Origin of the sequence: Salinarimonas ramus, assembly GCF_014645695.1 — a bacterium.
GTDB classification, from domain to species: Bacteria; Pseudomonadota; Alphaproteobacteria; order Rhizobiales; family Beijerinckiaceae; genus Salinarimonas; species Salinarimonas ramus.
Window position 1 is genome coordinate 153,661 of sequence record NZ_BMMF01000005.1, and the last position, 21,995, is coordinate 175,655.

16 protein-coding genes are annotated in these 21,995 nt (G+C 72.6%); 9 read left to right on the forward strand and 7 right to left on the reverse strand.

Annotated features, from left to right (window positions below; genetic code table 11):
* The first annotated feature begins 1 nt into the window (after position 1).
* On the forward strand, positions 2-967 hold the full coding sequence (locus IEX89_RS09715; protein ID WP_188912199.1) for a type II secretion system F family protein: 966 nt from the start codon (positions 2-4) through the stop codon (positions 965-967).
* Here IEX89_RS09715 and IEX89_RS09720 read toward each other — a convergent pair.
* Genes IEX89_RS09720 through IEX89_RS09730 form a run of 3 tightly spaced genes read right to left on the reverse strand, consistent with a single transcriptional unit; the run spans position 951 to position 3,918 of the window.
* Entirely contained in the window at positions 951-2,102 is a 1,152-nt protein-coding gene (locus IEX89_RS09720) for an NAD(P)/FAD-dependent oxidoreductase (RefSeq protein ID WP_188912201.1), read from the reverse strand. The genes IEX89_RS09715 and IEX89_RS09720 overlap by 17 nt on opposite strands.
* Positions 2,099-2,824: a methyltransferase domain-containing protein gene (locus IEX89_RS09725; protein WP_188912203.1), complete on the reverse strand. Its 726-nt coding sequence runs from the start codon at positions 2,822-2,824 to the stop codon at positions 2,099-2,101. Before IEX89_RS09725 ends, IEX89_RS09720 begins: the two co-directional genes overlap by 4 nt.
* Entirely contained in the window at positions 2,821-3,918 is a 1,098-nt protein-coding gene (locus IEX89_RS09730; protein WP_244645248.1) for a type III polyketide synthase, read from the reverse strand. The genes IEX89_RS09725 and IEX89_RS09730 overlap by 4 nt, the downstream gene beginning before the upstream one ends.
* Positions 3,919-4,123: 205 nt before the next feature.
* On the opposite strand from IEX89_RS09730, the gene IEX89_RS09735 reads away from it, so the two are divergent.
* From IEX89_RS09735 to IEX89_RS09745, 3 genes are all read left to right on the forward strand, one after another.
* Positions 4,124-4,543, forward strand: a complete 420-nt coding sequence (locus IEX89_RS09735) for a (deoxy)nucleoside triphosphate pyrophosphohydrolase (RefSeq protein ID WP_188912207.1) — start codon at positions 4,124-4,126, stop codon at positions 4,541-4,543.
* A gap of 223 nt (positions 4,544-4,766) precedes the next feature.
* Positions 4,767-7,154, forward strand: coding sequence for a methyl-accepting chemotaxis protein (locus IEX89_RS09740; protein ID WP_188912209.1), 2,388 nt, complete (start codon positions 4,767-4,769; stop codon positions 7,152-7,154).
* Between the two features lie 110 nt (positions 7,155-7,264).
* Positions 7,265-8,149: an HpcH/HpaI aldolase/citrate lyase family protein gene (locus IEX89_RS09745; protein WP_188912210.1), complete on the forward strand. Its 885-nt coding sequence runs from the start codon at positions 7,265-7,267 to the stop codon at positions 8,147-8,149.
* Positions 8,150-8,234: 85 nt separating this feature from the next.
* On the opposite strand, the gene irrA is transcribed toward IEX89_RS09745, so the two are convergent.
* Positions 8,235-8,714 carry an iron response transcriptional regulator IrrA gene (gene irrA / locus IEX89_RS09750; RefSeq protein WP_188912212.1) on the reverse strand — a complete coding sequence of 160 codons (480 nt, stop codon included), beginning with the start codon at positions 8,712-8,714 and terminating at the stop codon, positions 8,235-8,237.
* Positions 8,715-9,048: 334 nt separating this feature from the next.
* Between irrA and fabA the strand changes: the two genes are divergently transcribed.
* From fabA to fabI, 3 genes are all read left to right on the forward strand, one after another.
* Complete coding sequence (fabA, locus tag IEX89_RS09755) at positions 9,049-9,579, forward strand: 3-hydroxyacyl-[acyl-carrier-protein] dehydratase FabA (protein WP_188912214.1); 531 nt, start codon at positions 9,049-9,051, stop codon at positions 9,577-9,579.
* Between the two features lie 112 nt (positions 9,580-9,691).
* Complete coding sequence (fabB, locus tag IEX89_RS09760) at positions 9,692-10,915, forward strand: beta-ketoacyl-ACP synthase I (RefSeq protein WP_188912217.1); 1,224 nt, start codon at positions 9,692-9,694, stop codon at positions 10,913-10,915.
* A 187-nt stretch (positions 10,916-11,102) separates the two neighbouring features.
* Positions 11,103-11,930: an enoyl-ACP reductase FabI gene (gene fabI, locus IEX89_RS09765; protein ID WP_188912219.1), complete on the forward strand. Its 828-nt coding sequence runs from the start codon at positions 11,103-11,105 to the stop codon at positions 11,928-11,930.
* Between the two features lie 15 nt (positions 11,931-11,945).
* Here the strand turns inward: fabI and fdhF are convergent, their stop codons facing one another.
* Together fdhF and IEX89_RS09775 are read right to left on the reverse strand one after the other, a co-directional pair.
* Positions 11,946-14,690, reverse strand: coding sequence for a formate dehydrogenase subunit alpha (gene fdhF / locus IEX89_RS09770; RefSeq protein ID WP_188912221.1), 2,745 nt, complete (start codon positions 14,688-14,690; stop codon positions 11,946-11,948).
* 244 nt (positions 14,691-14,934) lie between these two features.
* Complete coding sequence (locus tag IEX89_RS09775) at positions 14,935-16,512, reverse strand: NAD(P)H-dependent oxidoreductase subunit E (protein WP_244645250.1); 1,578 nt, start codon at positions 16,510-16,512, stop codon at positions 14,935-14,937.
* Positions 16,513-16,926: 414 nt separating this feature from the next.
* On the opposite strand from IEX89_RS09775, the gene IEX89_RS09780 reads away from it, so the two are divergent.
* Positions 16,927-17,913 carry a Gfo/Idh/MocA family protein gene (locus IEX89_RS09780; protein ID WP_188912225.1) on the forward strand — a complete coding sequence of 329 codons (987 nt, stop codon included), beginning with the start codon at positions 16,927-16,929 and terminating at the stop codon, positions 17,911-17,913.
* A gap of 14 nt (positions 17,914-17,927) precedes the next feature.
* On the opposite strand, the gene hemW is transcribed toward IEX89_RS09780, so the two are convergent.
* Positions 17,928-19,091 (reverse strand): radical SAM family heme chaperone HemW, encoded by a 1,164-nt coding sequence (hemW, locus tag IEX89_RS09785; RefSeq protein WP_188912227.1) that lies wholly within the window; start codon positions 19,089-19,091, stop codon positions 17,928-17,930.
* 289 nt (positions 19,092-19,380) lie between these two features.
* Here hemW and IEX89_RS09790 point away from each other — a divergent pair, with 289 nt between their 5' ends.
* The gene (locus IEX89_RS09790; protein ID WP_244645253.1) at positions 19,381-21,924 is read left to right on the forward strand and encodes a sensor histidine kinase; all 2,544 of its coding nucleotides are present in this window, start codon (positions 19,381-19,383) and stop codon (positions 21,922-21,924) included.
* The last annotated feature ends 71 nt before the right edge of the window (positions 21,925-21,995 follow it).

Consider the following 21,995-nt stretch of genomic DNA (forward strand, 5'->3'; position numbering starts at 1 on the left):
CATGCTGGAGCTCATGTCGCACCCCAACCTCCTCCCCATGCTGCTGGCGGGCGTCGCCGCGGCCGCGACGGTCTATTCGCTGGCGATGCCGCTCCTGCCGGCGGACACGCTCGACAAGCGCCTCAAGGCCGTCGCCGTCGAGCGCGACCGCATCCGCGCCCGCGAGCGCGACCGCATGAACAGCGAGCGCCAGCGCGCCACCTTGCGTCAGCGCCCGGAGACGCGGCTCAAGGACATCGTCGAGCGTTTCAAGCTCTCCGATTGGCTGGGCACCGAGACGGCGAAGGCGCAGCTCGCGCAAGCCGGCTATCGTGGGCAGAGGGCGGAATACACGTTCCTGTTCTTCCGCCTCGTCACGCCGATCGCCTTCCTGCTCTTCGCGCTCCTGTACTTCTTCATCGTCAACGATCACGGTCTCCAGCCGACGCTGCGCGTCGCGGCCGTGATGACGGCGGCCTACATCGGCATCAAGGCGCCGGAGATCTACCTGCGCAACCAGCGCTCCAAGCGCCAGCTCTCCATCCGCCGCGCCTGGCCCGACGCCCTCGACCTGATGCTGATCTGCGTCGAATCCGGCATGTCCATCGAGCAGTCCTTCAAGCGCGTGAGCATGGAGGTCGGCGCGAACTCCATCCCCCTCGCGGAGGAGCTGGCGCTGGCGAGCGCGGAGATGGCATACCTGAACGATCGCCGGACCGCCTACGAGAACCTCGCCCGACGCACGGGCCTCGAGCCGGTGAAGGACGTGGTCACGGCGCTCCTGCAGGCGGAACGCTACGGCACGCCTGTGGGCCAGGCGCTGCGCGTCCTCGCGCAGGAGAGCCGCGACCAGCGTATGAACGAGGCGGAGAAGAAGGCCGCCGCCCTGCCGCCGAAGCTCACCGTGCCGATGATCATCTTCTTCCTGCCGATCCTCTTCGCCGTCTTGATGACGCCGGCGGTCATCCAGGTCATGGACGCGTTCTGACGAGCGCGCGCCAGGCGGGCTCGGGCACGCGTGTCGCGGCCGCGGCCCGCGCGGCGAGGCCGGGCACGAGGCGCGCCGCCGCGACGACGAGGCTTCGCCCCAGCGCGCCCGCACCCACCTGCTCGAGCGTGCGCGCCCGCGCGATCGCCGGGCCGATCGCCTGCGCGAGGCGGGCGTGATGGACCTGCGCCGGCGCGCCTTCCGCGAGCGCCTGCGCGGCGGAAAGCCCGCCGTAGAGCGCCATCGCCATGCCGTCCCCGCAGAAGGAGGGGACGACGCCCGCCTGATCGCCCACCCGCAGGAGGTCGTGATGCTCCGCGTCGCCCGGCCGATGCACGAAGCCGTAGGGAATGCGCGCGATCGCCACCGGCGCCGAGCTCGCCAGGCGCGCGCCCGCGAGCCGCGCTGAGAGGGAGGGCGTCTCGCGCGCGATCTCCGCCACCAGCGTCTCGAACCCGCCCGCCGCGCGCACGCGCTGGGCCGGCGCGACGAGGCAGAGATTGGCGCGCCCGCCCTCCACGCGCTGCAGCCCGGCATAGCCGCCGGCGAAGAGCGTGAGATGAACGAGGTCGGCCAGCGACGCCGCCGCCTGGGGCGCGAGCGCGAGATGCGCCTTCAGGCCCACGAGATCGCGCTCCGGCGGCGGGCGGCGGTGACCGCGCAGGTCGTGCTTGCCCGTGGCGAGGACGACGCGTCGCGCCCGCACCCGCGACCCGTCCGAGAGCCGAGCCATGAGCCCGCCCTCCGGCTCCCGCTCCAGCGCCCGCACCGCGAGCCCGCGGACGATCCGCGCGCCGCGCTCGCCCGCGCGCGCGAGGAGCGCCTCGTCGAGGCGCTGCCGCGAGAGCCCGCGGGCGAGGAAGGGAAGGTCCGCCCGCGCGGCGGCGCGCCCGTGGGCGAGCTCGAGGCGCGCGATTCGAGGGGCGTCGGCGAGGAGCGCGCCGACCCCGAGATCGTCGAGCATCGACGCCGCCTCGCCCGAGAGGAACTCGCCGCAGACCTTGTCGTGCGCGCCCGCCTCGCGCTCCACGAGGAGCACGTCGGCGCCGGCCTCGGCGAGGCGCAGCGCGCACGCCCCGCCGGCGAGGCCGCCGCCGACGACGAGGACGTCGCATCCGGTCGCGCTTGCATTCACGGCACGAGCTCCGTGCGCAGCCGCTCGACCACGAGGCGGAAGGGGAAACGCCGCTCGACCGTGAGCACGTCGGCGAGCCCGGCGGCTTTCGCGTAACGCCGCCAATCGGCCTCGACGAAGCCGCGGGCGATGGAGAGCGGGCCGTCGTGGCGCACGAAGGGATGGCGGCCAAGCAGCGTCGCCATCGCGCGAAAGCCGTGGAAGGCGAGCCGGCTTCGGCGCAGGTCGTTGACGAGGAAGCCCAGGCGCGCCCGCCTCTCCATGCCGCGCAAGAGCGCCACGACCTCCTCGTCCGCGAGATGATGCGCGACGAGGGACGTGACGATCAGGTCCGGCCGCGGCCCGCCCTCGGCGAGGGCGTCGCCGACATGGAAGGCGATGCCGACCTCGGGCGGGGTCGCGGCTCGCGCGGCGTCGATGGCGACGGGCGAGCGATCGACGCCTTCGAGCGCCAGATCGAGCCCGCGGCGGCGTGCGTGCGCGTGGAGCGCGCGCAGCATGTCCCCGTCGCCGCAGCCGAGATCGCGCACGACGAGCCGCCGGCCGGGCACGGCGCGGGCGGCGCGCGCCACGAAGTCGAGGACCGGGCGGCGCCCCAGCGTGAGCGTCGTCACGCCGGCGAGATCTTCGTAGCAGGCGCGCAGGATGGCGGAATCGACGGCGGGGTCGTCCATCATCTCGGGACCCGGCGCGCGACGCGAGGCGTCGAAGCGCACGCTCACGCGGCCGCCCTCGCGAAGCGGAAGGTCTCCGCCACCATGCCCGGCCCGAAGGCCATGCCGATCCCCGCCTCGCCGGGGCGGCCGGGCGAATCGAGCATGTCCGCGAGCACGAAGAGGATGGAGGGCGAGGACATGTTGCCGCCCTCGCGCAGGACCGCGCGGGACGGGGCGAGCGCGTCGTCGTCGAGCGCGAGCCCGGTCTCGACGGCGTCGAGCACCGTGCGCCCGCCGGGATGCACGGCGAAGAGCGCGATCTCCTCCACCGGCATGCCGCCGAGAACGCCGTCCGCGTGGTTTCGATGCCGCTCCGCGGCGAGCGCGCTCTCGATGGCCGCGGGAACGGCGCCGGAGAGATGCATGAGGAAGCCCGTGTCGGCGACGTCCCAGGTGATGCGGTCCGCCGTGCCGGGTATCGTCACGGCGCGGAAGCGATCGAGCGCGAAGCCCGTGGGCTCGGCGCTGACGAGCGCCGCCGCCGCGCCGTCTCCGAAGAGCATGGCGGAGAGCAGCATGGAAAGGTCGTCCGCCTCCTGCAGATGCAGCGTGCACAATTCCACGCACACGACGAGCACCCGCGCCCGCGGGTCCGACCGCACGATGTGCCGGGCGGTCTTCAGCCCGTTGACCGCGGCGGCGCAGCCCATGAAGCCGAGCACGATCCGCTCGATGTCGGGATCGAGCCCCAGCCGCGCGACGAGACGCTGGTCCACGCCCGGCGCGCAGAAGCCGGTGCAGGAGGCGAGCACGAGATGCGTGACGCCGGCCGGGTCGAGATCGGGCCCGAGATCGCGCACGGCCGCCTCGGCGAGGGCCGGCGCGGCCTCGGCGTAGCGGCGCATGCGCGCGCCGGTGCCGGGGAAGCGGCCGCGGGCGTAGAAGCCCTCGACGTCGACGGCGGAGCCGCCGGGCTCGGCCGGCGCCAGCGTCGAGTACCGCGCCCCGATCCCCGAGCGCGCCGCCATGCGCCGGATCAGCGCACGGTCGCGCGGCGCCGAAAGGGTCGTCTCGGCGAAGGCCAGGAAGGCGTCGTGGACCTCGTGCGGCGGCCTCGACCGCCCGATGGCGTTGACGTGCGCGACGGCTGCGTTGCTCACGCGGGCTCCTTTCCGCCAGGCGGCCGGGCACGGCCTCGCGTCGTGCAAGTCGCGAGCGCGCGTCTGGTTCGCGCTGCGGGCGCATCTTGCGCCGTCCCGGGGAACTAGCGCATCGGCGAGGCGCGGAAAGCGCGCAGGGCGGCAACGGGGCGCCGTGTCGCACGCGCTGACAGCTTGCGCCCGCTCGGCTATGACGCTCTCGCGCATGAAGCCGGAGCCCGCCGTGAAGATCCTCCTCGTCGTCGCCGTCGCCCTCGTGGACGCGGACAATCGCGTGCTGATCGCGCAGCGCCCCGAGGGCAAGGCGCTGGCCGGCCTGTGGGAATTCCCCGGCGGCAAGCTCGAGCCCGGGGAGCGGCCGGAGGCGGCGCTCATCCGCGAGCTCGAGGAGGAGCTCGGCATCGTCACCCAGGAGCCGTGCCTCGCGCCGCTCACCTTCGCGAGCCACGCCTACGAGGACTTCCACCTCCTGATGCCGCTCTACATCTGCCGCCGCTGGCAGGGCTTCGCCCAGGCGCGCGAGCACGCGGCGCTGAAATGGGTGGCGCCGCGGGCGCTGCGCGACTACCCCATGCCGCCAGCCGACGAGCCCCTCGTCGCGACGCTGATCGACACGCTGCTCTGATCGGCGCCGCGGACGGCCTCGGAGCCGCTCTTCGGTCGATCCAATCCACTAGACTTGCGTGTTGATCGACGCCCGCCATGAATTGACACGGCTTTACTGTATTTCGTCAGATTCACGACCGAAATGCCCGTGCTCTTAACGCGCGAGTAACGCAACTCCATTCAAGATCCGCACGTCCGCCCATCGGCCGCCCCCGAGCCGTACCAGCCGAGCGGTGTGCTTCATGTCCATTCGTCGTACCAGCCTCCTCTTCACCTGCGCCGTCGCCGCGGCCGTCGTCGTCGCCGCCGCGATCACCGTGAGCGCCGAATGGCGGCGCCTGAGCGCCTCGATCCAGAAGGGCGACGCCATCACGGCCTTGTCCTACCTGAGCAAGGCGACCATCGAGATTTCGCTCGAACGCTCGCTCTCGCAGGTGGGCCTCGCGCTTCCCGGGCCCTTTCCCGAACGCTTCCGCGCCATGCTCGACGCGCAGCGCGAGAAATCGGACGCGCTCTTCGCCGCCTTCGACACGCATCTCGCCGCCGTCGATCTGCCGGGCGAGCCCGCGCTCGTGGCCGAGCTCGATCGCCTGCGCGGCGCGCTCGACGAGATCCGCGGGCGTGTCGATCCCGATCTGGCGCTCCCCGCCGAGGAGCGCCGCAACACCGACGTGGGCACGATCGACCGGCTCAAGGCGACGATCGCGGCCATGAACGGGCTGGGCGATCTCGTGCGGCCTCCGTCGAGCCAGACGCCGGCCGCCATCGCGGCGAACGACCTCCTCGCCCAGCGCGCCTGGATCATCCGCGAATACGGCGGGCGCGAGCGGACCTATTTCGCCATCGCCACCGCGCTCGGCACGCCCGTCGACGCGCGCAACCTGCCCGAGATGCTCGAATCGCACGGGCGCGTGCTCCAGTCCTGGGGCCTGACGGAGAGCCTCGCCTCGCGCACCGCGCTGGCGCCCGAGGTCGAGGCCGCGCTCGAGCGTATGGGCCGCGTCTATTTCGAGGACTACGTCGCCCTGCGCGAGGAGCTCTACGCCGCAGCGGAGAGCGGCGCCTACTCGATCGACTTCGAAACCTATTTCGCCCGCTCCTCGGAGGCGCTCGGCTCGGCGGTCGACGTCGTCGTCGCCGCCGGCTCGGCGAACCTCGCCATGGCGCGGGAGCTGCGCGCCGCGGCGCAGACGAAGCTTCTCGTCATCCTCGCCTTCACCCTCGTGGGCCTCGTCGCGACGGGCCTCGCCGTGCGCTACTTCCAGGTCCGTGTCGTGCGAAGGATCATCCAGGCGACGCTGGCGATGAAGGTGCTCGCCGGCGGCTCCACCGAGTTCGACCTCGAGCCGCTGAAGGGCTCCGACGAGGTCGGCGACATGGCCCGCGCGCTCGCCGTCTTCCGCGAGAACGCCGTCGACCGTGCACGCCTCGAGACGCAGGCGCGCACCGATCGCGAGAAGGAGCTGATGCGCCAGGACCGCATCGAGGGCCTCGTCCAGCGCTTCCGCGACACCGCCGCGCGGGTGGAGAGCGCGCTCGCCGCTGAAACCGGGGCGATGTCGCAGACGGCGACGCGCCTCACGGAGGTGAGCGCCGGCGCCGCCGACCAGGCCCGCGCCGCGGGCATCGCCTCCTCGCAGGCGGACGAGAGCGTACGCTCGGTGGGCGCCTCCAGCGAGGCGCTGGCGGGCTCGATCCGCGAGATCGCGGGGCAGGCGCGGGCGACGAGCGAGCGCGTGGCGCACGCCCAGGCCAACGCCCGCCACGCCACCGCCACCGTCGATACGCTCGCGCGCGGCGCCGAGACGATCGGCGAGGTGGTCGCGCTCATCCGCGACGTGGCGGAGCAGACGAACCTGCTGGCGCTGAACGCGACCATCGAGGCGGCGCGCGCCGGCGAAGCGGGCCGCGGGTTCGCCGTCGTCGCGGCGGAGGTGAAGACGCTCGCCGAGCAGACCGCCCGCGCCACCGAGGAGATCGCCGCCCAGATCGCCGGCATCCAGGACGCCACCGGGGAGACCGTGGGCGCCATCGAGACCATCGCCACGACGATCGGCGAGATCTCGTCGCTGGCGGAGTCGCTCGCCGGCGCGGTGGCGACCCAGGACGAATCGACCCGCGGCATCGCCGGGGCGCTCGCACGCGCCGGCGAGGGCTCGGCCGGCGTGGCGAAGAGCCTCGAGGTCGTCACCCACGCCATCGACGACACCCGCGAGGAGGCCGATCGCGTGCGCGCGGTCTCCGACCGCGTCGCCGAGGTCGCCTCCGAGATGGCGCGGGCGGTGGAGGAGTTCGTCGGCGGCGTGGCGCAGGACGTCGAGGACCGGCGGCGGGAGACGCGCATCCCAGCGCGCGACCGTATCGTGCTCGTCGTCGACGGAGCGGAGCACCGGGGCAATCTCGTCGACGTCTGCCGGACGGGCCTGAAGCTCTCCCTCGATCCCGATCCGGGCGGCCGGCGCCCGATCTTCGCACCGGGCCTGCGCGCCCGCATCGCCTGGGAGGACGGCACCCGCGTCGACGGCGAGATCGCGTGGGCGTCCAAGTCGCAGGCGGGCCTGCGCATCGCGAGCGACATGGGCGCCATCGTCGAGCGCTACCAGGCGGCCGCGATCCTCGCCGCCGCCTAGCGGGCGGGCGAGGAAGGGCTCTCGGCTCATCCTTTTCGCGGGGTGGCGTGCGGCGGCGCTGGCGGTAGGATCGCCGCCGGACCCGTCGCCCACCAGCCGAGAGACCCTTCATGGCTCCGATCCGCCCCCGCCGCAGCGCCCTCTACATGCCGGGCTCGAACGCGCGCGCGCTCGAGAAGGCGAAGAGCCTCGACGCGGACGTCGTCCTCCTCGACCTCGAGGACGCGGTGGCGCCGGACGCGAAGGAGACCGCGCGGGCGCAGATCTTCGAGGCGGTCCATGCCGGCGGCTTCGGCCCGCGCGAGGTCGTCGTGCGCATCAACGCCCTCGACACGCCCTGGGGCGAGGAGGACCTGAAGGCGGCGGCCGCCTGCCGGCCCGCGGCGGTGCTCGTGCCCAAGGTCTCCGCGCCGGAGGATCTCGGGCGCGTCGGCGCGCGGCTCGACGCCATGGGCGCCCCGCACACGACCCGCGTCTGGGCGATGATCGAGACGCCGGCGGCCCTCCTCCACATCGCCGCCATCGCGGCGGCCGCCCGCGATCCGCTCGACCGGCTCGCCTGCTTCGTCATGGGCACGAACGACCTCGCCAAGGAGACCCGCGCGCGGCTCCTGCCCGGGCGCGCGGCCATGCTCCCCTGGCTGATGCAGGCGCTGGCGGCGGCGCGGGCGGAGGGGCTCGACATCCTCGACGGGGTCTTCAACGGGCTCGACGACGCGGACGCCTTCGAGGCGGAATGCGCGCAGGGGCGCGACATGGGCTTCGACGGCAAGACGCTGATCCACCCCAAGCAGATCGAGCCGGCCAACCGCCTCTTCGCGCCGGACGCGGACGAGGTCGCCCGCGCACGGGCGATCATCGCGGCCTTCCAGGCGCCGGAGAATGCCGGGCGCGGCGCCATCTCGCTGGACGGCCGGATGGTGGAGCGGCTCCATGCCGAGATGGCGAAGCGCACGGTCGCACTGGCCGACGCCATCGCCGCGCGAGGCGCGTGAGCGGCGCAGACACGAAAAACCCGGCTCGAGACCGAGCCGGGTCGCAGCACGCGAGATCGTGGGGAGGAACGCGTCGCGCCGGCGCTCAGCCGCGGGCGCGTGCATCCTTTCGCCGCAGGCGCACGACGACGTCGACGCGGGCGATCTCGTAGCCGTCCGGCGGCTCGGGCAGGTCGGAGACGGTGACGCCCTCGGCCGGCACGTCCATCAGCTCCTCGTCGCCCTCGACGAAGAAATGGTGGTGCTCGGTGGGGTTCGTGTCGAAATAGGCCTTGGAACCGTCCACCGCGAGCTGGCGCAGCAGGCCGGCCTCGGTGAACTGATGCAACGTGTTGTAGACCGTCGCGAGCGAGACCGGCACGCGGGCGCGCATGGCCTCGTCGTAGAGCAGCTCCGCCGTGATGTGGCGGTCGCCCTTGCCGAACAGGAGCCAGCCGAGGGACACGCGCTGGCGCGTGGGCCGCAGCCCGACCCGACGCAGCTTGTCGCGCAGGTTCGAGAGCGGGCAGCCGTTGCGCCCCGCCTGGCTGGCGGTGGAGAGGGCGGAAGGAGCGCTGTGATCCATGGCGGAGCCGTGACGCCTCGTTCGATGAGCACCGGAACGCCCGGCAGGGGCGGTCGTTCTCTCCTATGTACGGGTTGCGGGGCCTCGCCGCAACCCGGTGAAGCACGGAAGCGACGCGCCGGGACGACACGACGCGCACGCGTATGAAACGTTAGGAACGAAAATCTGCGGTGGCGCTCCAGGGTCGTGCTCGGCGGCGATCCGGCAGCGGCGTCCCGATCCGCGCTTTCGCGTCGTCCGAAACGTGTGCTACCAGAACGCTCCCGTGGCCCGGAGCATCGCGCGTGCGCCGGGCGAACCGTCGAGAGACACACCGAAGGACCGGCCGCACGACATGAGCCAGACGCTCGCCAAGAAGCCCGAATATTCCTACGAGGAGCTGCTCGCCTGCGGACGCGGCGAGCTGTTCGGCCCCGGCAACGCCCAGCTCCCCCTGCCGCCCATGCTGATGTTCGACCGCATCACGGCGGTCGCCGAGGACGGCGGGGCGTACGGCAAGGGTCACATCCGCGCCGAGCTCGACGTGCGCCCGGACCTCTGGTTCTTCTCCTGCCATTTTCAGGGCGATCCCGTGATGCCCGGCTGCCTGGGCGTCGACGCGCTCTGGCAATTGACCGGCTTCTATCTCGGCTGGCTCGGCGCTCACGGCCGCGGCCGCGCGCTCGGCGTGGGCGAGGTGAAGTTCTCCGACCAGGTCTTGCCGAGCGTGAGCAAGGTGGTCTACGGCGTCGATCTCAAGCGCGTCTTCCGCTCGAAGCTCGTCCTCGGCATCGCCGACGGCTGGCTGGAGGCGGACGGACGTCGCATCTACGAGGCCAAGGACCTGCGGGTCGGCCTGTTCCAGGCCGAGGCCGCAGGAAGCTGAGGACCTCGCGAGTCGGCCTGTTCCAAGCCGGATCGCGGGAGTTGAGCCCGCCCTCGCCGCGACATCGCGGGCGAGAGAGACAGAGCGGGCCGCACGAGGGAGGATGGAGCGAATGAGGCGCGTCGTCGTCACCGGGATGGGTATCGTCTCCTCGATCGGGGACGATTGCGCCGAGGTGCTGGAGAGCCTGCGCCTCGGCCGGTCGGGCATCGTCTTCGCCGAGGATTATGCCGAGCGCAACTTTCGCTGCCATGTCCACGGCGCTCCCCGGGTGGTGCCCGAGGAGAAGGTCGACCGCCGCGCCATGCGCTTCCACGCCCGCGGCACCGGCTGGAACCACGTCGCCATGGACGAGGCGATCGCCGATTCCGGGCTCGAGCCGCACGAGGTCTCCAACGACCGCACCGGCATCATCATGGGCTCCGGCGGCCCCTCGACGCGCACCATCGTCGAGGCCGCGGCGATCACCCAGGACAAGGGGCCCAAGCGCATCGGCCCCTTCGCGGTACCCAAGGCGATGTCCTCCACGGCCTCCGCGACGCTCGCGACCTGGTTCAAGATCAAGGGCGTGAACTACTCGATCTCGTCCGCCTGCGCGACGTCGAACCATTGCATCGGCAACGCCTACGAGACCATCGCCATGGGCCGGCAGGACGTGATCTTCGCCGGCGGCTGCGAGGATCTCGACTGGACGATGTCGAACCTGTTCGACGCCATGGGCGCCATGTCCTCCAAGTACAACGACCGCCCGGCGGTCGCCTCGCGCGCCTACGACGTCAATCGCGACGGGTTCGTCATCGCCGGCGGCGCGGGCGTGCTCGTGCTCGAGGAATACGAGCGGGCCAAGGCGCGCGGCGCCAAGATCTACGGCGAGATCGTCGGCTACGGCGCCACCTCGGACGGCTACGACATGGTCGCGCCCTCGGGCGAGGGCGCGGTGCGCTGCATGCGCCAGGCGCTGTCGAGCGTGAAGGTGCCCGTCGACTACGTCAACCCGCACGCCACCTCGACGCCGGTGGGCGACGAGAAGGAGATCGAGGCGCTGCGCGAGGTCTTCGGCGCGGGCGAGAAGTGCCCGCCGATCGCCGCGACGAAGTCGCTCACGGGCCATTCGCTCGGCGCCACCGGCGTGCAGGAGGCGATCTACTCGCTGATGATGATGAACAACGACTTCATCTGCGCCTCGGCGAACATCGAGGAGCTCGACCCCTCCTTCGCCGACATGCCCATCGTCCGCGAGCGCCGCGACGGCGTCTCGCTCGGCTGCGTGCTCTCGAACTCCTTCGGCTTCGGCGGCACCAACGCGACCATCGTGATGAAGCGGCTGGAGGCGTGATGTCGCGCGCCGTCGGCGATCGCCGTCGACGACGCGCCATGTCCTGCACGCCCCACAGCTCCAACACCTCTCCCTCGTGGAGAGGTGTTGGAGCTGTGGGGCGGTGGGTGAAGAGCCCGACGCTGCCCTCACACGCCCCGACGATCCTTCGAGCAACGACCAGAACGACGAGCAGGAGACCGACACCATGACCGGGCTGATGAAGGGCAAGCGGGGCCTGATCATGGGTGTCGCCAACGACCATTCCATCGCCTGGGGCATCGCCCGCACGCTGGCCGCGCACGGAGCCGAGCTCGCCTTCACCCATCAGGGCGAGGCGCTGGGCCGGCGGGTGACGCCGCTCGCGCAATCGGTGGGCTCGGACCTCTCGATCCCCTGCGACGTCGAGGACCTCGCCTCCGTGGACGCCGCCTTCGCGCGCCTCGACGAGGCCTGGGGCGGCAAGATCGACTTCGTCGTCCACGCCATCGGCTTCTCGGCCAAGGCCGAGCTGAAGGGGCGCTACATCGACGCCACGACGCGGGAGAACTTCACCCGCACCATGGTGATCTCCGCCTTCTCCTTCACCGAGATCGCCCAGCGCGCCGCTAAGCGCATGAGCCCCGGGGGGGCGCTCCTCACGCTCACCTACGGCGGCTCGACCCGCGTGATGCCCAACTACAACGTGATGGGGCTGGCCAAGGCGGCGCTGGAAGCCTCCGTGCGCTATCTCGCCAACGATCTCGGGCCGGACGGCATCCGCGTCAACGCGCTCTCGCCCGGGCCGGTGCGCACGCTGGCGGGCGCCGGCATCGCCGACGCGCGCCTCATGTACGCGCACCAGGCCGCGAACGCGCCCTTGCGCCGCACGGTGACCCTCGACGAGATCGGCGGCTCGGCCCTCTACCTCCTGTCCGACCTCTCCGGCGGCGTCACGGGCGAGATCCACCACGTGGACAGCGGCTACAACATCGTCTCGATGCCCCGCCCCGACATCCTCAAGGCGCAGGACGACGCGGGCGTGACGGACGCCTGAGGACGTGCGCGCCGCTCAGGCGCGCACCACCCGCGCCGCGCAATATTTGAATTCCGGGATCTTGCCGTCGGGATCGATGGCGGAATTCGTCAGCACGTTCGCCGCCGCCTCCACGTAGGCGAAGGGCACGAACACCATGTCCTCCTGCAGGGCCGCATCGGCACGGGCGTCGAGCACGATGGCGCCGCGGCGGGTCTCGACGCGCACGCTCTCACCGGCGCCGAGCCCCAGCCGCGCGAGGGTGCGCGGGTTGAGGCTCGCCGTCGGTGCGGGCTCGAGCGCGTCGAGGATGCCGGCCCGGCGCGTCATGGCGCCGGTGTGCCAATGCTCCAGCTGGCGGCCGGTGGTGAGCACCATCGGAAAGTCGGCGTCGGGCGTCTCGGCGGGATCGCGCAGGCCGGCGGGCACGAAGAGCGCCTTGCCGCCCGCGCGCGGGAAGGCGTCGCCGAAGACGACCGCCTGGCCGGGCGCGTCCGGCGCCGGGCAGGGATAGGTGACCGCGTCCTCGCGCTCCAGCCGCTCCCAGGTGATGTTGGCGAGCGAGGGCATCACCCGCGCCATCTCGGCGAAGACGTCGCGCGCATGCGCGTAGTCCCACGGCAGGCCCAGGCGCCGGCCGAGATCGACGAGGATGGCGAGATCCTCGCGCGCCTCTCCCGGTGGCGGCAGCGCCGGGCGGCCCATCTGGACCTGGCGGTTGGTGTTCGTCACCGTGCCCGTCTTCTCCGGCCAGGCGGAGGCGGGGAGCACCACGTCGGCGTACATCGCCGTCTCGGTGAGGAAGATGTCCTGCACGACGAGGTGCTCGAGCGCGGCCAGCGCCTCGCGGGCATGCACCACGTCCGGGTCCGACATGGCCGGGTTCTCGCCCATGACGTAGAGGCCGCGGATGTCGCCCGCGTGGATCGCGTCGATGATCTCGGTGACCGTGAGCCCCGGCTGGGCGGAGACCGGGAAGCCCCAGGCCGCCTCGAAGCGGGCGCGCACGGCCTCGTCTCCCACACGGGCATAGTCCGGCAGGACCATGGGGATCAGCCCCGCATCGGAGGCGCCCTGGACGTTGTTCTGCCCGCGCAGCGGATGGAGCCCGGTGCCCGGGCGCCCGACCTGGCCGGTCATCAGCGCGAGCGAGATCAGGCACCGCGCGTTGTCCGTCCCGTGCGTGTGCTGCGACACGCCCATGCCCCAGAAGATCATTGCACGCTCGGCGGTCGCGTAGAGCCGCGCCACCTCGCGGATCGTGCCCGCCTCGATGCCGCAGCGCTCGGCCATGGCCTCCGGCGTGTAGGCGGCGAGATGCGCCTCCATGCGCTCGAAGCCCTCGGTATGGGTCGCGACGTAGTCGCGGTCGACGAGGCCCTCCGTCACGACGACGTTCATCATCGCGTTGAGCAGCGCGACGTCCGTGCCGGGGCGGAAGCGCAGGCGATGGGTCGCGTGGCGCATCATCAGCGTGCTGCCGCGCGGATCCATGACGACGAGCTTGGCGCCGCTTTTCACCGCCTGCTTGAAGTAGGTGGCGGCGACGGGGTGGTTCTCGGTGGGGTTCGCGCCGATGACGACGATGACGTCGGCGAGAAGCGCGTCGTTGAACGGCGCGGTGACGGCGCCCGAGCCGATGCCCTCCATCAGCGCGGCGACGGAGGAGGCGTGGCACAGCCGCGTGCAATGGTCGACGTTGTTGTGGCCGAAGGCCTGGCGGATCAGCTTCTGGACGAGGTAGGCCTCCTCGTTCGAGCCCTTGGCGGAGCCGAAGCCGGCGACCGCCCGGCCGCCCCGCGCGTCGCGGATGCGCGCGAGACCGTTCGCGGCGGCATCGAGCGCCTCCTCCCAGCTCGCCTCGCGGAAGTGCGTGAACGGGTTTGTCGGATCGACATCGAGGTTCTTGGGCGCGCCCTCGCGGCGGATCAGCGGCACGGTGAGGCGCTGCGGGCTCGCCACGTAGTCGAAGCCGAAGCGGCCCTTCACGCACAGCCGGCTCTCGTTCGCCGGGCCGTCGCGCCCCTCGACATAGGCGATCGTCCCGTCGCGGAGCTTGTAGGAGATCTGGCAGCCGACGCCGCAATAGGGGCACACCGAATCGACGCTCTCGTCCGCCCCGCGGCTGCCGACCTGCGTCTCGCGATCGACGATCGAGGCCGGCATCAGCGCGCCCGTGGGGCAGGCCTGGACGCATTCGCCGCAGGCGACGCAGGTCGAGGCGCCCATCGGGTCGTCGAGGTCGAAGACAGGGCGATGGTGATCGCCGCGATAGGCCATGCCGATGACGTCGTTGACCTGCACCTCGCGGCAGGCGCGGGCGCACAAGGTGCAGGAGATGCACGCGTCGAGGTTCACCGCCATGGCGGGGTGCGAGAGGTCCGGCGCCGCCGGATGGTCGCGCCCGGGGAAGCGGGCGTGCGTCACGCCCTGGGCATCGGCGAAGCGCCAGAGCGGGGAGGCGGCGTCGTGCGCCGTCTCGCGGGGCGGCTGGTCGGCGACGAGGAGCTCCATGACGAGCTTGCGCGCCGTCCGCGCCCGCTCGGACGCGCTCTTCACCGCCATGCCCTCGGCGGGCGTGCGGATGCAGGAGGCGGCGAGTACGCGCTCGCCCTCGATCTCCACCATGCAGGCACGGCAATTGCCGTCCGGTCGATAGCCGGGCTCGGGGCGGTGGCACAGATGCGGGATGGTCGTGCCCTCGCGGCGGGCGACCTCCCAGATCGTCTCCCCCTCGCGCGCCTCGACCGCGCGCCCGTCGAGCGTGAAGCGGATGGTCATGGGCAGGCTCCGGGGTGGAATTCGATTCGGCGAAGGACGTGCACGCGAGAGCGATCACGCACGACGCGCTCCCCTCTCCCTCGTGGAGAGGGGCTGGGGGTGTGGGGCGTGCAGGAATGGACACGCCGCCGATGCCGTCCGAGGAGCCCTTGGCCACCCGTCCGAGAGCTCCCGACGCCCCACACCCCCGACCCCTCTCCACGAGGGAGAGGGGAGACCCGTGGCGTGCTCCATTTCTGGCCCGTCACCTCCGCCCCTCCGGGAAGAAGTTCAGCACGCTCGCCACCGGGTTCGCTGCGGCCTGGCCGAGGCCGCAGATGGAGGCGTCGCGCAGGACCTGCTCGAGGTCGCCCAGGAGATGCAGGTCCCAGCGGCCGGCGTCGAGCAGCGCCTCGAGCTTCTGCGTGCCGCTGCGGCAGGGCGTGCATTGCCCGCAGCTCTCGTGGCGGAAGAAGCGCACGAGGTTGAGCGCCACGGCCCGCACATCGTCCCGGTCGGACAGCACCACGACGGCATGCGAGCCGACGAAGGCCTTGTGCGGCTCCAGAACGCCGAAATCCAGCGGCAGGTCGGCCATGCGCGCGGGCAGGATGCCCCCCGAGGCGCCGCCGGGCAGGTAAGCGGCCAGCGTATGGCCCTCAGCCATGCCGCCGCAGAATTCGTCGATCAGCTCCCGGCAGGTGATGCCCGCGGGCGCGAGCTTGACGCCGGGCTCGCGCACGCGCCCCGAGACCGAGAACGAGCGCAGCCCCGCATGCCCGCGACGGCCGAGCCCGGCGAACCAGGCGGGGCCCTTCTCGACGACGTCGCGCACCCACAGCAGCGTCTCGACGTTGTGGTTGAGCGTCGGGCGGCCGAACAGGCCAACCTGCGCGATGTAGGGCGGGCGATGGCGGGGCAGGCCGCGCTTGCCCTCGATCGATTCAAGCATGGCGCTCTCCTCGCCGCAGATGTAGGCGCCCGCCCCGCGTCGCAGCTCGATCGGCGCATGCTGGTCGAGCCCCGCCGCCTTCAGCGCGGCGACCTCGCGCTCGAGGAGCGCGCGCACGCCGGCATATTCGTCGCGCAGGTAGATGAACAGGCGCTCGGCCTCCACCGCCCAGGCGGCGACGAGCGCGCCTTCGAGGAAGCGGTGCGGGTCGCGCTCCAGGTGGAAGCGGTCCTTGAAGGTGCCGGGCTCGCCTTCGTCGCCGTTCACCGTCATGAGGCGCGGGCCGGGCTGCGCGCGCACGATCGACCACTTGCGTCCGGCGGGGAAGCCGGCGCCACCGAGCCCGCGCAGGCCCGAATCGGAAAGCGTCGCGACGATGTCCTCCACATCACGCGTGCCGGACAGGCACTCGTCGAGGAGGCGGTATCCGCCCTGCGCACGGTACGCCTGGAGGCCGATCGCCTCGCGCGGGATCGGCTCGACGACGTCCCCCGCCCGGGCGACCTCGATCAGCCGCTCGGGCGTCGCGTGCTCGACGGCGCGCGTCCCGACATGGGCCGCCGGCGCGCCCGCGCAGCGCCCGATGCAGGGCGCGGAGAGGACGCGGATCGCCGCCGGGTCGACGCCCTCGCGCAGGGCGCTGGTCAGCCGCTCGGCGCCTGCGAGCATGCAGGCGACGCCGTCGCAGACGCGGATCGTCAGCGGCGCGGGGGGCGCCTCGCCTTCCTTCACGATGTCGAAATGGTGGTAGAAGCTCGCGACCTCGTAGACCTCCGCCTCCGGGATGCGGAACTCCTCCGCCAGCGCCTTCAGATGGCGCGCGGCGAGGTGCCCGACGCCGTCCTGCAGGCGATGCAGCGCCTCGATCAGGAGGTCGCGCCGACGCTCCATCGGGCCGACGAGCGCCTGGACCTCGGCGAGCGCCGCCTCGTCGAGAGGCCGGCCGCGCGGGCGCGGCCGGGGCGTGCGGCCCCGCCGAGGCGGACCCTCGCCAGGAGCTGCGCCAGGAGTTGCGCCACGCGCTCGCTCGTCGACCGTCTCTCCCGCATGCGGCGTATCTGCCGGTGCGTTCTCGCGCATCTCGCTCTCGCCTTTTCACGCGTCCCGCCCCGCGGGCGCGGCGTCTCCTCCGGGAGGGGGAGTGTCCCCGCGCCGACCCCGCACGTCCAGGGCCACGCGGCCGCATCCTGCCCGAGCGCGGACGCCCGGCGCTATCCCTTTTTCGCCACTTGGCGAAACGCAGCCGCCATGGCAAGCAGGCTGCCAGCATCATCTTCTTTGGCGGCACATTCTCTGGAAAGCTCAATGGATCGCGTCGACGGCATCGGGCTCGGGATCATCGGATACGGCATCATGGGCGAGCGCCTGCTGCGGGCGGCGCTCGGCCCGGGTGCGGGCTCGGTCTCCGTCTGCGGCGTCTGGGATCCCTCGCCCGCCGCCATGGCGCGCCTCGCCGAGAGCTTCCCGGAGATCCCGCGCTTCGAGAGCGTCGCGGCGCTGATCGAGACGTGCACCTGCATCTACGTGGCCTCGCCGCCCGCGGCCCATCTCGACCACGCCCGCGCCGCGCTCGCCGCCGGCAAGGCGCTGTTCTGCGAGAAGCCGCTCGCGGTGGACGTGGCGCAGGCCCGCGCCTTCGTGCGCGACGCCGACGCCGCCGGCATGCGCGCGGCGGTGAACTTTCCCTTCGCCTCCTCGCTCGCGGTGGACCAGCTCGAGGCCTGGATGACGGACGGGACGCTCGGCGCCCTGCGCGAGGCGGACATCGAGGTCGGCTTCGCCGCCTGGCCTCGTCCCTGGCAGGAGGACGCGGCGGCCTGGCTCGACCGGCGCCTGCAGGGCGGCTTCACCCGGGAGGTGCTCTCGCACTTCCTCTTCCTGGCGCTCCGGCTCGTGGGTCCCGCGGCGCTCGGCCCGGCGAGCGTGCGCTATCCCGTCGACGGTGCGAGCGAGCGCGCGATCGCGGCGGAGCTCACCTGCGGCACGATCCCCGTGCGCGTGCGCGGCCTCGTCGGCGAGACCGAGACGCCCGACACGAACGGCTTCACCCTGCACGGCTCGAACGGCGCCATCCGCCTGCGGGACTGGGCGATCGCGGAGCGCCTCGTCGACGGCGCGTGGCAGCCGGCGCCGGACGCGATCCCGCAGGAGGAGGCGCGCCCGATCACGCTCGCGCGCCAGCTCGCCAAGGTCGCCGCCATGGCGCGGGGAGAGCCGCAGGATCTCGCGAGCCTCTCGGAGGCGCTCGCGGTGCAGGAGCTCGTCGAGGCGATCCTCGCCTCGGGCGAATAGCCGTCGGCGGCTTTTCAGGCCGCGAGATCCGCCACCACGGCGTCGAGCACGGGAAAGCCCGCCTGCGTCACCGCGAGGCGCCCGTCGCCGCGGCTCTCGATCAGGCCGTCGCCGACGAGATCCGCGATGCGCCGCGGATCGAGCCGGCGGCCGGACAGGGCCTCGTAGACCTTCGGGTCGACGCCCTCCGTGAGCCGAAGGCCCATGAGCAGGAACTCGTCGCCCTGCTCCTCGGCCGAGAGCACCTCGCGCGAGACCGTGGCGTTGCCGTCGCGCTCCACGCGCTCGAGCCAGGTCTCCGGATGGCGCTCGGTGGCGAGCGCAATGCGCCCTTCGTTCGTGACGAGCCGCGCATGCGCGCCCGGCCCGACGCCGGCATATTCGCCGTAGCGCCAATAGACGAGGTTGTGCCGTGATTGCGCCCCCGGCCGCGCATGGTTCGAGATTTCGTAGGCCGGCAGGCCCGCGGCCTCGCAGACCTCCTGCGTCACGTCCCACAGGACGCGCGCCTCGTCGGGCGTGGGGATGACGAGCTTGCCGGCGCGGTGGAGCTTCTCGAACCAGGTGTCCGGCTCGATGGTCAGCTGATAGAGCGAGAGGTGCTCGGCGGCGTGCGCGATCGCCTCGCGCAGCTCCGCCGCCCAGGCGGCGGGATCGTGACCGGGGCGGGCGTAGATCAGGTCGAAGGACGAGCGCGGGAAATGCGCCTGCGCCACCGCGACCGCATCGAGCGCCTCGCGCGCCGTGTGCAGCCGCCCCAGCGCCCGCAGGTCGGGATCGTTGAGCGCCTGGACGCCGAGCGACACGCGCTCGACGCCCGCCGCGCGATAACCGGCGAATCGCGTGGCATCGACGCTCGTCGGGTTGGCTTCCAGCGTCACCTCGACGTCGGGCGCGACCGACCACGCGCCGCCGATGGCATCGAGGATCGCGCCCACCGTCTGCGGCTTCATCAGCGAGGGCGTGCCGCCGCCGAAGAAGACGCTCGTCACCGTGCGCCCCGGCGCGAGCGCCGCCTGGTGCGCGATCTCCGCCTCGAAGGCCGCGCGGAAGCGCGCCTCGTCCGGCGGCTCGCGCCGCACGTGGCTGTTGAAGTCGCAATACGGGCACTTCGAGGCGCAGAAGGGCCAGTGCACGTAGACGCCGAATCCGGCGTGTCTCGTGGGATGGGCGGTCATGACGTCGCCACATGTGCCGACGCGGGCGGCGTTTGGCAACAGCCGGGTTCCCGCCGCGGCGTCGCGGAGGCCTGCCGCGGCCACCGCACGCGCCACGATTCGGGGGCGAATCGGCGTCTGCCATGCCTGAGTCCCCGCCGCGACACCCGGGCTTAAACGGACATTAACCCTCTTCCTGGCGGAGTCGGGGGACGGGTACACTGCACGCGAATCGTGACAGCGTCGCCGCCCCGCGCCGGGATGATCCGGCTGCGGAGCGCGTTGCGACGAGCGGGGGTTTCGGCGGCTCATGGGCGATCGATACGGGCAGGGCGACGGCACGCACGACGAGAGGCCCGCGCGGCGGGGCCTGCGCGCGTCGCTACCCTCGTGCGCGTCGCTACCCCTGCGCGCAACGCTCTTCGGGGCGAGCGCGCTGACGTCGGGCCTCCTCCTCGCGGGGCCGGCGGTGGCGGCGATGGCGCCGGAGTCGCTGCTCGCGCGGCTGGATCCGCAAAACGCCATCAGCTTCGCCTTCGTCGCCGGCTCGCTGATCTTCGCGCTCACCACCGCCTTCGTGTACCGCATCGAGCACCGCCGCTGGTCGCAGCGCGAGGCGGGACTGCGCGCCGAGCTCGCCGAGCTGCGCGCCGCCGCCGATCGCGCCGAGACCGTCATCGGCGCCGAGAGCCAGATCATCGTCTCCTGGGACGGGCGCGACGCCGAGCCGCGGATCGAGGGCGATCCCGCCGCGCTCGGCCCCGCAGCCGCCGGCAAGCGCCTCCTCGCCTTCGGCGCCTGGCTCGTGCCCGCCGACGCCGGTGCCCTCGACGCGGCGCTGGAGCGCCTGCGCGAGCGCGGCGAGGCCTTCCGCCTGACGCTGCGCGCGCAGCGCGACCGCTTCGTCGAGGCGCAGGGGCGCGCGCTCGGCGGGCGCGCCATCCTGCGCCTGCGCGACGTCACCGGCGACCGGCTGGAGCTGCTCCAGGCCCGCCAGACGCTGCTGCGCCAGGGCGACGACCTCAAGAACCTGCGCGCGCTCCTGGAAGGCATGAGCCAGCCGGTCTGGCTGCGCGACGGCTCGGGCGCCGTCGCCTGGGCCAATCCCGCCTGGCTTGCCGCCGTGGAAGCGCAGAGCCTGGAGGACGCCCGCGCCCGCGGCCTCGAGCTCCTCGATCGCACGGCCCGCGAGGAAGCGGCCACCGCCCGCGCCGAGAAGGCGCACTTCGCTACGCGCACCACGGCCATCGTCGCCGGCGCGCGGCGCACCATCGACGTCGCCGAGACGCCCTCGCCCGGCGGCTTCGTCGGCATCGCCGTCGACGTCACGGATCTGGAGGACATGCGCTCGGACCTGCAGCGCCAGATGCAGGCGCACGTGCGCACCCTCGACCACCTGCCCAACGCCGTGGCGATCTTCGACGCGCGCCAGCGCCTCGTCTTCCACAATTCCGCCTATCGCGCCCTGTGGGGCCTCGACCGCGCCTATCTCGAGAGCGGCCCCTCCGAGGGCGAGATCCTCGACCGGCTGCGTGCCGAGCGGCGCCTGCCCGAGCAGGCGGACTGGCGGCGCTGGAAGGCGGACGTGCTCGCCGCCTACCGCGCCATCGAGCCCCAGGAGACCTGGTGGCACCTGCCCGACGGGCGCACGCTCCACGTCGTCGCCAACCCCAACCCGCAGGGCGGGCTCACCTGGCTGTTCGACGACGTCTCCGAGCATCTCTCGCTGGAGAGCCGCTACAATTCCCTCATGCGCGTGCAGGGCGAGACCCTCGACGCGCTGGAGGAGGGCGTCGCCGTGTTCGGCTCGGACGGGCGCCTCAAGCTCGCCAACCGCGCCTTCCGCGCCCTCTGGCGCCTACCGGAGCCCGCGAAGGGCGAGGAGCCGCATCTGGAGAGCGTCGTCACCGCCTGCCGCACGCTCGCGCCCGACGAGGAGGCGTGGGAGCGCATCCGCGGCGCCATCGCCGGCGACGCCGAGGAGCGCACCGAGATCGCGCTGCGCCTCGCGCGCCGCGACGGGGTGCACCTCGACTGCGCCGTCCAGCCGCTGCCCGACGGCGCGACGCTCATCGCCTTCGTCGACGTGACCGCGAGCGTCAACGTCGAGCGCGCGCTCATCGAGAAGAACGAGGCGCTGGAGGCCGCCGCGCGGCTGCGCGAGGACTTCGTCCACCACGTCTCCTACGAGCTGCGCTCGCCGCTCACGACGATCATCGGCTTCGCGCAGCTCCTCGGCGACGAGACGGTCGGCGGCCTCAACGACCGCCAGCGCGAATATGCCGGGCTGATCATGCGCTCGTCGGGCGCGCTGCTCGCCATCATCAACGACATCCTCGACCTCGCCTCCATCGACACGGGCTCGCTCGAGCTCGACCCGGAGGAGGTCGACATCCGCGAGACCATCGACGCCGCCGTGCGCGGGCTCGACGACCGCATCGCCGAGCACAAGCTCTCCCTCGTCATCGACGTCGATCCGGGCATCGGCAGCTTCGTCGCGGACGCCAAGCGGGTGCGCCAGGTGCTCTTCAATCTCCTCTCGAACGCGGTCGGCTTCTCGGAGACCGGCGCACGCGTGCGCCTCTCCGCCCGCCGGCAGGCGGGGGAGGTGGTGTTCGAGGTGGCCGACCAGGGTCGCGGCATCCCCGACGACGTGGTCGAGCGCGTCTTCGACCGGTTCGAGAGCCATACGCTCGGCACGCGCCACCGCGGCGTGGGGCTCGGCCTCGCCATCGTGCGCTCCTTCGTCGAGCTGCACGGAGGGCGGGTGTCCTTGACCTCGCGGCCGGGATCGGGAACGACGGTGACGTGCGTCTTCCCGGCCGACGGCCCGCAACGCCTCGCGGCGGAATGACGGCGCTGCCGAGGCCGCGCGGACGGGGGCTGGGGGCTTTTCCGTTTTTCGCACGCTGGAGCGAGGATGCG

What these genes read in the sequence shown, in the direction of transcription:
- IEX89_RS09715 (WP_188912199.1), top strand. Translation starts at nt 2, where the DNA reads ATGCTGGAGCTCATGTCGCACCCCAACCTCCTCCCCATGCTGCTGGCG.
- IEX89_RS09735 (WP_188912207.1), top strand. Translation starts at nt 4,124, where the DNA reads ATGAAGCCGGAGCCCGCCGTGAAGATCCTCCTCGTCGTCGCCGTCGCC.
- IEX89_RS09740 (WP_188912209.1), top strand. Translation starts at nt 4,767, where the DNA reads ATGTCCATTCGTCGTACCAGCCTCCTCTTCACCTGCGCCGTCGCCGCG.
- IEX89_RS09745 (WP_188912210.1), top strand. Translation starts at nt 7,265, where the DNA reads ATGGCTCCGATCCGCCCCCGCCGCAGCGCCCTCTACATGCCGGGCTCG.
- irrA (WP_188912212.1), bottom strand. Translation starts at nt 8,714, where the DNA reads ATGGATCACAGCGCTCCTTCCGCCCTCTCCACCGCCAGCCAGGCGGGG.
- fabA (WP_188912214.1), top strand. Translation starts at nt 9,049, where the DNA reads ATGAGCCAGACGCTCGCCAAGAAGCCCGAATATTCCTACGAGGAGCTG.
- fabB (WP_188912217.1), top strand. Translation starts at nt 9,692, where the DNA reads ATGAGGCGCGTCGTCGTCACCGGGATGGGTATCGTCTCCTCGATCGGG.
- fabI (WP_188912219.1), top strand. Translation starts at nt 11,103, where the DNA reads ATGACCGGGCTGATGAAGGGCAAGCGGGGCCTGATCATGGGTGTCGCC.
- fdhF (WP_188912221.1), bottom strand. Translation starts at nt 14,690, where the DNA reads ATGACCATCCGCTTCACGCTCGACGGGCGCGCGGTCGAGGCGCGCGAG.
- IEX89_RS09775 (WP_244645250.1), bottom strand. Translation starts at nt 16,512, where the DNA reads ATGGAGCGTCGGCGCGACCTCCTGATCGAGGCGCTGCATCGCCTGCAG.
- IEX89_RS09780 (WP_188912225.1), top strand. Translation starts at nt 16,927, where the DNA reads ATGGATCGCGTCGACGGCATCGGGCTCGGGATCATCGGATACGGCATC.
- hemW (WP_188912227.1), bottom strand. Translation starts at nt 19,091, where the DNA reads ATGACCGCCCATCCCACGAGACACGCCGGATTCGGCGTCTACGTGCAC.
- IEX89_RS09790 (WP_244645253.1), top strand. Translation starts at nt 19,381, where the DNA reads ATGGGCGATCGATACGGGCAGGGCGACGGCACGCACGACGAGAGGCCC.